The following is a 12,393-nucleotide window of genomic DNA, read 5'->3' as shown; positions in this document are numbered from 1 at the left end:
GCTGATGTCGGGTAGACCAATATTTGCCCCAGGGAGGCAGTCGATGAGTTCGCAAGTCAGCTTTATCGTTCATGATAAACCAGCCATTAGGCCGGAGCCTGCCCATATTGCGATGGTTGATCTGGCTCCTTTCGGGTTTCGCGGCCAGATGGAGCAAATTTGGCTGCGCCCTCTAGGCGGTGGGCGGTATGAAGTTTGCTGCTTGCCTTTCAGGGTTTACGGGTTGGTGATGGGTGACATTGTTTCGCTCGACACGGAGGCCAGAGTGATTACCGAAATAGTTCAATCTTCCGGGAATCGCCTATTTCGGGTGTTCTTTCCTCCCTCGATTCCTCCGGGTAGATTCTTTGCGGCGAAAGAGAGTTTGGTTTCCGCTGTCCGTGATGCCGATTTGAAGGTGGAATGGAGTGGAGACCGCCATGTGGCGATCGATATTCCCTTGGGTGGATCCGTGGCTCGGGTGTGGGAGGTGGTTCGAGAACTCGAAGGTGTCGCGGTGTGGGAGTGGTCCGATGTGGAAGAATTTCGTATTCGCTGAGCTCGAATTGCTATTTCCCCGGGGATAGCGGGCCGGTGCTGACGGCAAGATTGTTTTGGTGCGGTCCAATGGGTGAGGGAGCGTGTTGTGCGACGTCGGGCGTTGGTGGTTTCCGGGTCGGCGGTTGGGCTGGGGCTCGTTGGCGTGGGTGTGGTCGCAGTGCGTGCGGGGGGTGGCGCGTCGGAGGTCGGCGAGCGGTCCGACGCTGTTGCGGCGCGGGTGCTGGGGCCGCATCACCCGGAGAGCCGGGCGGGGTTCGTCGTTCTTGATCGGGGTCGGTCGGGTGGGGAACAGGGGCGTGCGGAAAAGGCGTTGGTCGGGGAGGTGCGGGCCGTTGGTGGGGGTGGCACCGTTGTGGGGTTCGGGTTGGGGGCGTCGTTGTTCGAGGGTGCCGGGGCGCGGCCCCGGCAGTTGAAGGTGATGCCGTCCTTCCCCGGCGATCTGCTCGATCTCGCGCAGTCGCACGGAGACCTTCTCGTGCGGGTCGCGGGGGAGGACGCCGCAGAGGTGCGGAAGACCGTCGAGGGTGTCAAGGGCGTTGCCAAGCGCTCCGGTTGGAGGATTCGGTGGGGCATTGACGGGTTCCGGGCCGACAATCGGGTCGAGGGCGGCCGGGGGCTGGCCCGTAATCCCTTTCACTTCACCGAGGGGTTCGGGAACCCGGAATCCGAGCGGGAAGTCGCCGACCGCGCCCTCGTCCGGGCCGACCAGGGGGAGCCGGAGTGGGCCGTCGGCGGGAGTTATCAGGTTCTCCGCGTCATACGCTTCGCGACCGAGTTGTGGGACAAGGACTCCGTCCATGAGCAGGAGCGGATCATGGGGCGGCGGCGTAACGGGAAGTGGCTGGACGGGACGCCTGTTGGTGAGGAGCCGAACTTCGCGGCCGACCCGAAGGGCCGGCGTACGCCGCTCGATTCGCATGTACGGCTCGCCGCTCCCGACCGCCGCGATCCACCGGCCCTCGTACGGCGCAGCTACAGCTACGACCGGGGCGACGGCGATACCGGGATCGTCTTCTCCTGTTTTCAGCGGGACTTGGGCAAAGGGTTCGAGGCGGTCCACAAACGGCTGGAGGGCGAGGCGCTGGCCAAGTACGTGCTTACCACCGGCGGCGGCTACTTCTTCGTGCCCCCGCCCGGCGACGCCTGGATCGACGCCCTCGGTTACTGAGGTTGTAGGCGTGGTGTCGTCAGTGTGAGACCGGTTCCGGTGAAGGCGGTGTTGGCCTGGGTGGTCCGACGGAGTACTGACCAGATGCCTTCGACGGGGTTGAGGTCGGGTGCGTAAGGCGGCAGGTGGTAGGCGGTGATCCAGTCCTGTGCGTCGATGAAGGCCCGCATGCGGCGGTCTTTGTGGACGTTCAGGTTGTCCCATATGAGGACGATGGGTCCGTCGAGCTGCTGGTGGGCGGCGATGAGGAGGTCGCGGTACTCGGTCCAGGCGAAGCTCTTGCGGCCACCGCTCTTGTGGTCGGTATGCCGTTTGGGCCGGTAGATCAGGCGGGAGCGTTCGCCGGGCTGGTAGCAGCACAGGGCTGCCACGGAGAAGCGACGCTGGGAACGACCCCGGACGCGGATGACCGGGGTGGATCCGCGTCTGCCCCACGTGCGTGAGGTCGGCGGCGTCATCGAGAATCCGGCCTCGTCTTCGAAGACGATCCAGGCCCCGAGCGCCGCCGCGGTGGTTCCAGGTGCCGCCACACCTCCTTCACCCAGCCGGCGACGGCTGCCTCGTCGCGCTCGACGGCACGACGGGCCGGAACCTGGTGGCTCCAGCCACGGCGCCGCAGCATCTGGGAGATCCCCGACAGCGTCATGGACTTATGGAACCGTCGGCCGATCAACGTCCTGATCCGGGCGAGCGTCCACCGCTGGTCCGGCCAGCCGTGAGCGACCGGCCCCTTGGCCAACTCCTCCTCGAGCACCGCGAACAGTCGGTCATTCAGCTTCGGACGGGACACCGGGCCGCGGGAACGGACCGCGTCCTGGCCGGCCTCCCGCCAGGACCGCCGCCACCGCTGAACCGACCGGACGCTGACCCGTAACTCCTTCGCGATCTCCGTACTGCCACGTCCGTCGGCGAACATGGCGACCGCTTCCATCCGGACCCGCTCGCGAAATGCTTGCCTCTCCGCGGTCAGACCCCCACCCTGCGGATACCTCATACCTCCGGCATACCGCGACGATCACCAACCGTCAGCCCCTACGACAAGACGACTTCAAGGTCAGTAGCCGCACCACAGCCGTCACACGAGCCGATGGAGAAGCCGGTCTCGTGCGCCCGGAGGGCTCCGGGCGGGCGGCTGCCCGCCGCCCGCGCCGCCCGCCGCTTCGGACGATCGATACGTGCCCCGGGGCAGGTGTGCCTACCGCCGCTCCTGACCGTCGGGGGCGGATCGCACGCGGCGGCGTACGACGTCCGGCAGTCGGCGCGAGGCCGCGGCCGGGAGGAGGAACAGCCCGCCCATTCCCAGGCCGGTCACCACCAGGCTGAGCAGCGCCACCGGCACCCCGGGATCCGGTGCGGAGGCGGTGCCGCAGAGCGCCGAGCAGGTGGCGACGAAGGCCGGGCCCGACCAGATCCAGCGCTTGGACAAGGGGGACTCGTAGCGGCCTACGACGCTCACCCACCAGATCGCGCCCGCGCCCAGAACGAGCACGACCGCCGTGGCGGGCAGCAGCACCGGTAGTGCCCAGCGGACGAGATCCCCCTCGGGCAGCCGCCGTTGGCCCGTCAGATACGCGGCACGGGCCAACCACCCCACGTACAGCGGGACATCGACCGCGATCAGTACCCACATCAGCACGCGCAGCGTTCGTAAGCCGTCTCGCTCGGTCAACTCTCCGCCTTCCCCTTGGGCCATGGTGGACCATCAGGTCAACGGGACCGTACTGGCGACACACGGCGCACGCCAAGGGGCAGCGGGTCAGGGGCGGCCGGTCAAGTAGCCGCCCATGGAGGTGAAGTACTCCGTCGCGGGCAGTTCCCGGCCGTCCTCGGTGCGTACGCGTGTGATGGCCAGGCCGTGGTTGCGGCCGGTGCGGGCGTCGGCTCCGGCGACTATCGTCACGCCGTCGCCCTCGCGGTAGAAGACGCGGCCGGGCGTACCGCCGTATCGGCCCTGGGACACCACCGCGGCGAGGATCTCAAGTCGCTTGCCCTTGTGGAAGGTGAAGGCGCTGGGGTACGGCTCCGACTGGGCGCGGACCAGGCGTTCGAGGTCTTCGGCCGGCCAGGTCCAGTCGATGCGGATGTCTTCGACGGACCGCTTGTGGAAGAAGGTCGCCTGCGAGCGGTCCTGCTTGGTGAACTCCGCCCGGCCCGCAGCGATGAGGTCGAGTGCGCCGATGGTGACCGGGGCGATGAGGTCGACTGTCTTGTGGAAGAGGTCGGTGGTGGTGTCCGCAGGTCCGACCGGGACCGCCTCCTGCCGGACGATGTCGCCGGCGTCGAGTTCGTCGTCCATCATGTGTGCGGTGACGCCCACTTCGGACTCGCCGTTGATCAGGGCCCAGATCAGCGGCGAGAAACCGGCGTACTTCGGCAGCAGCGAGTCGTGGACGTTCAGCGTGCCGTGGCGCGGGAGGCCGAAGATACGCGGGGGAATCCACGTACGCCAGTTGTTGGCCACGATGATGTCCGGGTCGGCCTCCTTGAGGCGCGCGAACAGCTCCTCGTCGTCCGGGCGGTTGCGGATCAGCACCGGAACGCCGTGCTCTTCGGCGAGGTCGGCGACGGAGTCGCTCCAGATCTTCTCGTACGCGTGGTCGCTCTTGGGGTGTGTCACGACCAGCACCACGTCGTGCTCGGAGTCCAGCAGGGCTCGCAGGGTGCGATGTCCCCAGGTCTGGTAGCCGAACATGACGACCCGCATGGGGTTCCTCCTCGGAGCAGGGATTGGCCAGGGCAGTTAAGCAAGGCTTGCCTTAGTTTGCAACTGCCCCATAGCGCACCCCAGTCGGCGGGCGCCGCACCCCGGGTGCCCTATCGACAGTCGCGAGAGATTAGCTTAGGCTCACCTAAGTTTTGACGTGGCCGCTTCGTCGGCGTGCCCATCTTTCCTATGTCTTACCTGCCCCCCACGCCGCACAGGCGGCTTTCCCGTATGAATGGGAGTGACATGTCACAGGTTCTTCCTGGCGACGCAGCACCGGTCTACGACCTCATAGGCATCGGCTTCGGGCCGTCCAATGTGGCCATGTCGATCGCGCTCAGTGAGCACAACGCACGCGTCGGCAGGCAGGAGTCGGTCACCGCTCACTTCTTCGAGCAGCAACCGCGCTTCGGCTGGCACCGGGGCATGCTGATCGATGACGCGACCATGCAGGTGTCCTTCCTCAAAGACCTGGTGACGCTCCGGAACCCGACCAGCGAGTTCAGCTTCCTCTGCTACCTGAAGAGCAAGGGGCGGCTGATCGACTTCATCAACCACAAGAACCTCTTCCCGCTGCGGGTCGAGTTCCACGACTACTTCGAGTGGGCCGCGGCCAAGGTCGACGACATGGTCTCCTACGGCCACGAGGTCGTCGGCGTGACGCCGGTCGTCCATGACGGCACCGTGCAGTACCTGGACGTGACGGTACGGTCGGGGGAGGGGCTCGTGATCCACCGGGCCCGCAACCTCGTCATCGGCACCGGGCTGCGGCCGCGGATGCCGGAGGGCATGGAGCGTGGCGACCGCGTCTGGCACAACTCCGAACTGCTGGCGAAGGTCGACGGGTTGGCGGACGCGTCGCCCTCGCGGTTCGTCGTCGTCGGGGCCGGGCAGAGCGCCGCCGAGAACGTCGCGTACCTGCACCGCCGCTTCCCGCAGGCCGAGATCTGCGCGGTCTTCTCCCGCTACGGTTACAGCCCCGCCGACGACAGCGCCTTCGCCAACCGGATCTTCGATCCCGAGGCGGTCGACCAGTACTTCGCCGCCCCCGACGAGGTCAAGAGCCGGCTGATGGATTACCACGGGAACACCAACTACTCCGTGGTGGACATCGACTTGATCGACGACCTCTACCGGGAGATGTACCGGGAGAAGGTCCTCGGCACCGAGCGGCTGCGTTTCCTCAACGTGTCCCGGCTGGTCGATGTCAAGGAGACGGCGGACAAGGCCCGCGCCACGGTGAAGTCCCTTGTCACGGGTGAGGAGACCTTCCTCGACGCCGATGTCGTGGTGTTCGCCACCGGCTACGGTCCCGCCGACCCCGTCGGTCTCCTCGGCGAGGTCGCGGAGCGCTGCCTCCGCGACGACGAGGGCCGCGTCCGCGTCGAGCGCGACTACCGCATCGCGACGGACCTCGACCTGCGCTGCGGCATCTACCTCCAGGGCGGTACGGAGCACACGCACGGCATCACGTCGTCGCTGCTGTCCAACACCGCGATCCGGGTCGGCGAGATCCTGGATTCCCTGCTCGACCGGAGCGCCAAGTCCGCCTCCGGCGAGGCCCGGCCGGTCACCCGCCGGCCGAACTGATCAAAGGGATTACGGGATAAGGGATAACGTACGTCGACATGCGCACGACCGCAGTGGAACGCCCTCGGCCCAAGGGCACAACAGAAGCCGGCAGGCACCGGGTCATGGGTGTGGGCGCCCTGGTGGTGATCCTCGCGATCGCCGCGGTGGTGTCACTGGCCGTCGGTGCGCGTGCCTTGAGTCCCGCCGAGGTGTGGCACGGGCTGTTCGGCGTGCCGGACCCCGACCAGCGACTCACCGAGATCAGGCTCATCGTGCGCACCGTGCGGGTGCCCCGGACGGTGCTCGCGATCGTGGCGGGCATCGCCCTGGGGGTCGGCGGGGCGCTGATCCAGGGGTACACGCGTAACCCGATCGCGGACACGGGCCTGCTCGGGGTGAACGCCGGCGCCTCGTTCGCCGTGGTGTCGGCGATTGCCCTGTTCGGGTTCACCAACCCGTTCCAGTACGTCTGGTTCGCCTTCCTGGGGGCGGCGGTCGCCGGTGTCGTGGTGTTCGGTCTCGCGAGCATCGGCAGGGGGGCCGGCAACCCGCTGACGCTCGCACTGGCCGGGCAGGGCATCACGGTCTTCCTCGGGGCGATGACCACGGCGGTCTCGCTGTCGGACCAGAAGTCGCTGAACGCCCTGCGGTTCTGGAACTCGGGCTCCGTGGCCGGGGTCGGATTCGACGTCATCTGGCCGGTGACCGCGTTCATCGTGCTCGGGCTGGTGTTGGCGCTGACCACGCTGCCCGCCCTCAACCTGCTCAACCTGGGTGACGACGTGGCGCGGGGGCTGGGAGTGAACCTCGTGCTGAGCCGTACCGTCGGCATCGTCGCCATCACGCTGCTGGCGGGCGCGGCGACGGCGGCGTGCGGCCCCATCGCGTTTCTCGGGCTGATGGTCGCCCATGTGGCCCGCTATCTGACCGGTCCCGACTACCGCTGGCTGGTGCCGTACGCGGGTCTGCTCGGCGCCGTCGTCCTGCTGGTCTCCGACATCGTGGGGCGATTGGTGGTGCGGCCGGGGGAGTTGGACTCGGGTGTCGTCGTCGCCCTCCTCGGGGCCCCGTTCTTCGCGGGCCTCGTGTGGCGAGGAAAGTTCAAGAGCGCATGAGCGGGACAGACAGCGGGACCGGCAGCGGGACAGACGGTGGGGCCGGTAGCAGGACAGACGACAGGGCAGATGTCGAGACGGGTGTCGGGATCGGCGGGCAGGGATCGGTGGTGCCTGGCGTACGGTTCGGCCGAGCGTCGTTCGTATGGCGGCCCTGGATGGTGCTGGTCACGCTGCTGCTGACGGCGGCTGCCTTCCTGGTGTTCTGCCTGTCCATCGCCGTCGGTGACTTCCCCATCGGGCTGTCGCGCGTGATCGCCACGATCCTCGGCCGGGGTGAGCAGGTCGACGAGTTCGTGGTCATGGATCTGCGGATGCCGCGTGCCCTGGCCGGTCTCGTCGTGGGCATCGCGCTGGGGGTGTCCGGCGCCATCACGCAGTCCGTCGCGCGCAACCCGCTGGCCAGCCCGGACATTCTGGGGATCACCTGGGGAGCCGGCGCGGTCGCGGTGTTCCTGCTGACCGTGTCGGGCGGGACCGCCGCGGCGGTCGTCAGCTCCGTGGGCCTCTCCGCAGCGGCGCTCGCGGGCGGCCTCGGTACGGGGCTGCTGGTGTACTTCCTGGCGTGGCGGCGCGGGATCGACGGCTTCCGGCTCATCCTCATCGGCATCTCGGTGAGCGCCATGATGCAGGCGATCACCACCTGGCTGCTGGTCAGGGCCGACATCAGGGATGTGGCCAAGGCCCAGGTGTGGCTGGTCGGTTCGCTGGACAACCGGTCGTGGGACGAGGTCCGGGTGGCGATCTGGTGCACGCTCGTCCTCATGGTCGTCGTGGCGGGTGCGGCCTTCCAGTTCAAGCCGATGCACCTCGGTGACGAGGTCGCCGCGGGCCTGGGTGTCCGGTATTCGGCAGTGCGGGCGGTTCTGCTGCTGTGTGCGGTCCTGCTGGCCGCCGTGGCGGTGAGCGCGGCGGGTCCGGTCGCGTTCGTCGCGCTGGTGGCACCGCAGGTGGCGATGCGTCTGGCGAGGTGCCCGACGCCGCCGATGGTGGCGTCCGGCCTGGTGGGAGCGTTGCTGCTGATCGGTGCCGACCTGGTCGCGCGTACGGCGCTGCCGATCAGCCTCCCGGTCGGTGTGGTCACGGCCGCGATCGGCGGGCCGTTCCTCGTCTATCTGCTTGTGCGGGCGAACCTCAGGCAGATGGATAGATGATAGAAAAGGTTAGGCAAACCTAAATAAAGGGGGGCTTGTGGCCGCTCAGTACACCACCGAGGTCAAGTCCGAGGCCAAGGCCGGGATCGGGACCGGGGCCAAGGCCGGGACCAAGGCCGGAATCGGGACCGACGTCGCGATCAACTCCACGGTCGAGTCCGGCGTCACCGACGCCGCGCGGTTGGCGGCCAGAGGCGTCACGGTCGGATATGGCGGCCGGACCGTCATCGACGGTCTCGACGTCGTGATCCCGCCAGGGGTGATCACCACGATCATCGGCCCCAACGGCTGTGGGAAGTCGACCCTGTTGCGCACCCTGACGCGGCTGCTGAAGCCGACCGAGGGGACGGTGGTGCTCGACGGCGAGGACATCGGCCGGCTCAGGACCAGGGACGTGGCGAAGAAGCTCGGTCTGCTGCCGCAGGCGCCGGTCGCCCCCGAGGGGCTGACGGTGGCCGACCTGGTCGCCAGGGGGCGCCATCCGCACCAGAGTTGGCTGCGGCAGTGGTCGTCGGACGACGCCGATGTCGTGGAGCGCGCGCTGGCCATGACCGGGGTCGCCGATCTGGCAGACCGTCCGGTCGACTCGCTGTCGGGTGGGCAACGCCAACGTGTCTGGATCTCGATGACGCTCGCTCAGGGCACCGATCTCCTGCTCCTGGACGAGCCGACCACGTATCTGGACCTGGCGCACGCGATCGACGTGCTCGACCTGGTGGACGATCTGCACGAGTCGGGGCGCACCGTCGTCATGGTGCTGCACGACCTCAACCTGGCCACGCGTTACAGCGACAACCTGATCGTGATGAGGGAGGGGTCGATCCTGGAGCAGGGGCATCCGCGTGACGTGATCACCGCCGAGCTGCTGTACGAGGCGTTCGGGTTGCGCGCCCAGGTGATCGACGCCCCGGTGGGCGACAGCCCGCTCATCGTGCCGCTCGGGCGTACGCACGTGTAGTGCGGGGCCGCGTGCCCGTACGCGGTCCAACCCGATTGCCGGTAAAGGCAATTCACAAGTTAGGCTAGGCTAACCTCATCTGCTCGGGATAAGGTTTGGCTGCCCTCACACAAGGGCGCAGCGGACAGCGCGAACGCAAGGGACTCCGGATGCTCTTCCATCGAACGACGCTCGTGAAGCCATGGCGGCGACTGGCGGCGACACTGTCCGCCGCGGCCCTGGGCGTCGGCCTCCTCACGGCCTGTGGTTCCGATTCGACGGACAAGCCGGGCGACGACGCCCCGGCCGCTGCCGCCGGCGGCACTTTCCCGGTCACCGTGGAGCACGCGTTCGGATCCACGAAGATCACCAAGGCTCCCCAGCGGGTCGTCTCCGTCGGCTACACGGACGACCAGGCCATCCTGGCTCTCGGTATCAAGCCGGTCGGCATGGTCGACCAGTATCCGAACCCGGCGGGCAAGTCCCCCGACATCAACACCCAGTGGCCCTGGGTGAAGGACAAGTGGGGCGACACCCGCCCCGAGGTCGTCATGAAGAACGGCGACTCCGGCCCCAACTACGAGAAGATCGCCGCCCTGCGGCCGGACCTGATCATCGGGGTCTACTCCGAGATCGACCAGGCCGCCTTCGACAAGCTCTCCAAGATCGCCCCGACGGTGGGCCGTACGAAGGCCGAGAAGGAGCCGTTCAGCGCGCCGTGGCAGGACAACGCGGTCCACATTGCCAAGGCGCTCGGCAAGGAGGATGAGGGCACCAAGCAGGTGCAGGCCATCCAGGACAAGCTCGACGCCGCGAAGAAGGCACACCCCGAGTTCGCGGACCAGACCGCTGTCGCGGTGTCCTGGTACGAGGGTTCGATCGCGGCGTTCACCACCACCGACGTGCGCGGACGGCTGCTGACGGGTATCGGCTTCAAGGGCGCGACGGAGATCGACAAGATCGCGGACGGCCAGTTCTCCACCGTACTGTCGCCCGAGCGCGTCGACCTGGTCGACGTCGACCGCATCTTCGTCATCAACGACCAGGCGGACCAGGAGGCGTTGAAGAAGTTCAAGCTGTTCGCCAACCTGTCGGCCGTCAAGGGCGGGAAGGTGTCGTACGTGCTGGACAGTGAGGGCCCGGCGGTCGGCGCGGCCATGTCGCAGGGCACCCTGCTCTCCCTGCCGTTCGCGATCGACGAGCTCGTCAAGTCGGCCGCCGAGTGAGGGTGATCCGTCACACCCGTCACCGACTCCGTCCCCGGCCGCGTCACCGACCGCGTCACGGACTCCGTCCCCGGCCGCGTCACCGACCGCGTCACGGACTCCGTCCCCGGCCGCGTCACCGACCGCGTCACGGACTCCGTCCCCGACCCGCCCTGGTTCGCGGGTGAGCGCCACCGGTACGCGTGTCGCCCCGGCGGCCCTGCGCACGGCGACCGGACGGGAGGCCACCCGGTGGGTCATGGCGCACTGCCGCCAGGCCCCGTGGCTGACGGTCGCCACCGTGCTCACCACCGTGGTCGGGGCGGCGCTCCAGGTGCTCCCGGTGCTGCTGCTGGGCCGGGTGGTCGACGGGGTGGTCGAGGGCGAATCGCGCTCGGTCCTGGTGACGGTCGGTGTGCTGATGGCGGCCGCCGCGCTGCTCGGCGCGGCGGCCACCGCCGTGTCGACGTATCTGATCGGGCGGTTGGGCGCGGATCTGCTCGCGCGGCTGCGGGAGCTCGCCGTCCGCGCGGTGCTCGCAATGCCGAGCACCCGCGTCGAACAGGTCGGCCGGGGCGACGTGTTGTCCCGTGTCGGTGACGATGTGGCCGTGCTGTCCAAGGGGATCCGCACGGCTATCCCCACGGTGTTCTCGGCGGGCGTGCTGGTCTTCATCGCCACCGTCGGCATGTTCGGTCTTGACTGGCGGCTCGGCCTGGCGGGCGCCGGCGCGCTGCCCGCGTACGCGCTGGCCCTGCGCTGGTACCTCCCCCGCTCCGCCCCGCTCTACCGCGAGCAGCGGGTGGCCCAGGCCGACCGCGCGCAGGCGCTGATCAGCGGACTGAACGGGATCGACACCGTACGGGCGTACCGCCTTGAGGAGTCCGTCCGCGAGACGGTTACCCGTGAGTCGTGGCGGGTGCGCGATCTCGGTATCGAGGTGTTCCGGTTCTTCGGCCGGTTCGTCGGCAGGGAGAACCGCGCCGAGTTCATCGGGCTCGTCCTCATCCTCGTGGTGGGATACGCCCTGTTGGAGGCCGATGCCGCCACCCTCGGCGAGGTGTCGGCGGCCCCGCTGATGTTCCACCGGCTGTTCACCCCGCTGGGCGCGATCATGTTCACCTTCGACGAGGCGCAGAAGTCGGGCGCGAGCCTGACCCGTCTGGTCGGGGTGCTGGGGGAGGACGCGGAGGACCGGCTGGTGGGTGACGGTTCCGTCGCTTCGGCGGAGGCCGCGCCGTATCCGATCACGGTCGAGGGGCTGACGTTCAGCTATCCCGACACCGACGAACCGGTGCTCCGTGACGTCAACTTGACCATTCCGGCCGGTGGTTCGCTCGCCCTGGTCGGCGCGACCGGTGCGGGCAAGTCGACGCTGGCCGCGCTGATCGCCGGCATCGGGACCCCGCAGGCCGGGTCGGTGCGGGTCGGGTCGCACGATCTCGCCGGTCTGGACGAGGCGGGGGCGCGGGCCCTGGTGAGCATCCTGACGCAGGAGACGCATGTGTTCTCCGGTCCGCTCGCCGACGATCTGCGGCTCGCCGCGCCGGAGGCGACCGATGCCCGCCTGATGGACGCGTTGCGTACGGTCGGCGCCGAAGGGTGGGTCGACGCGCTGCCCGACGGGCTGCACACCGTGGTCGGCGAGGGCGGCGAGCGCCTGGACGTCACCAAGGTCGCCCAGATCGCCCTGGCGCGGCTGGTGTTGGGCCGGGCTCCGGTCGTGGTGCTCGACGAGTCGACCGCGGAGGCGGGCAGCGAGGGCGCCGCCGAGCTGGAGCGGGCCGTGCTGGCCGCGTGCGCGGGCCGGACCACGCTGTTCGTGGCGCACCGGCTGACCCAGGCGATGGCGGCGGACCGGATCGCCGTGCTGGACGCGGGGCGGGTGGTGGAGCGTGGCACGCACGAGGAGCTGGTGGCTCTGGGCGGTCGGTACGCACGGCTGTGGCGCGCGTGGCGAGAAGGTAGTTAGGCCAGCCCCACTTAGGTGAGCCTAAG

General features: G+C 68.5%; 12 protein-coding genes. 8 read left to right on the top strand and 4 right to left on the bottom strand.

Translation table 11 applies throughout. The features are described 5' to 3' along the window. Positions 1-43 precede the first annotated feature (43 nt). Both OG700_RS02540 and OG700_RS02535 read left to right on the top strand, forming a co-directional pair. Positions 44-538, top strand: a complete 495-nt coding sequence (locus OG700_RS02540; RefSeq protein ID WP_405608190.1) for a DUF4265 domain-containing protein — start codon at positions 44-46, stop codon at positions 536-538. 354 nt (positions 539-892) lie between these two features. Then, on the top strand, positions 893-1,708 hold the full coding sequence (locus OG700_RS02535; RefSeq protein ID WP_405608187.1) for a Dyp-type peroxidase: 816 nt from the start codon (positions 893-895) through the stop codon (positions 1,706-1,708). On the opposite strand, the gene OG700_RS02530 is transcribed toward OG700_RS02535, so the two are convergent. The 4 genes from OG700_RS02530 to OG700_RS02515 form a co-directional block, all read right to left on the bottom strand. Beyond that, positions 1,702-2,166, bottom strand: coding sequence for a transposase (locus OG700_RS02530; protein WP_405608184.1), 465 nt, complete (start codon positions 2,164-2,166; stop codon positions 1,702-1,704). The genes OG700_RS02535 and OG700_RS02530 overlap by 7 nt on opposite strands. Continuing rightward, complete coding sequence (locus tag OG700_RS02525; RefSeq protein WP_405608181.1) at positions 2,163-2,702, bottom strand: winged helix-turn-helix domain-containing protein; 540 nt, start codon at positions 2,700-2,702, stop codon at positions 2,163-2,165. The genes OG700_RS02530 and OG700_RS02525 overlap by 4 nt, the downstream gene beginning before the upstream one ends. A gap of 201 nt (positions 2,703-2,903) precedes the next feature. Further along, entirely contained in the window at positions 2,904-3,377 is a 474-nt protein-coding gene (locus OG700_RS02520) for a hypothetical protein (protein ID WP_405608178.1), read from the bottom strand. A gap of 87 nt (positions 3,378-3,464) precedes the next feature. Continuing rightward, entirely contained in the window at positions 3,465-4,412 is a 948-nt protein-coding gene (locus tag OG700_RS02515) for a methionyl-tRNA formyltransferase (RefSeq protein WP_405608175.1), read from the bottom strand. A gap of 246 nt (positions 4,413-4,658) precedes the next feature. Between OG700_RS02515 and OG700_RS02510 the strand changes: the two genes are divergently transcribed. From OG700_RS02510 to OG700_RS02485, 6 genes are all read left to right on the top strand, one after another. Then, positions 4,659-6,002: a lysine N(6)-hydroxylase/L-ornithine N(5)-oxygenase family protein gene (locus OG700_RS02510; RefSeq protein WP_405608172.1), complete on the top strand. Its 1,344-nt coding sequence runs from the start codon at positions 4,659-4,661 to the stop codon at positions 6,000-6,002. 38 nt (positions 6,003-6,040) lie between these two features. After that, complete coding sequence (locus tag OG700_RS02505) at positions 6,041-7,099, top strand: FecCD family ABC transporter permease (protein WP_405608169.1); 1,059 nt, start codon at positions 6,041-6,043, stop codon at positions 7,097-7,099. After that, positions 7,096-8,253, top strand: a complete 1,158-nt coding sequence (locus tag OG700_RS02500; protein WP_405608166.1) for a FecCD family ABC transporter permease — start codon at positions 7,096-7,098, stop codon at positions 8,251-8,253. Before OG700_RS02505 ends, OG700_RS02500 begins: the two co-directional genes overlap by 4 nt. Positions 8,254-8,392: 139 nt before the next feature. Beyond that, positions 8,393-9,211: an ABC transporter ATP-binding protein gene (locus OG700_RS02495; RefSeq protein ID WP_405621385.1), complete on the top strand. Its 819-nt coding sequence runs from the start codon at positions 8,393-8,395 to the stop codon at positions 9,209-9,211. 149 nt (positions 9,212-9,360) lie between these two features. Further along, positions 9,361-10,416: an iron-siderophore ABC transporter substrate-binding protein gene (locus OG700_RS02490; RefSeq protein ID WP_405608163.1), complete on the top strand. Its 1,056-nt coding sequence runs from the start codon at positions 9,361-9,363 to the stop codon at positions 10,414-10,416. 163 nt (positions 10,417-10,579) lie between these two features. Beyond that, positions 10,580-12,367 carry an ABC transporter ATP-binding protein gene (locus tag OG700_RS02485; protein ID WP_405608160.1) on the top strand — a complete coding sequence of 596 codons (1,788 nt, stop codon included), beginning with the start codon at positions 10,580-10,582 and terminating at the stop codon, positions 12,365-12,367. Positions 12,368-12,393: the final 26 nt, after the last annotated feature.

Source organism: Streptomyces sp. NBC_01508 (genome assembly GCF_045040315.1).
Lineage (GTDB): Bacteria > Actinomycetota > Actinomycetes > Streptomycetales > Streptomycetaceae > Streptomyces.
Note: the sequence above shows the minus strand (reverse complement) of the source record. Positions and strands in the feature narration are given on the sequence as shown.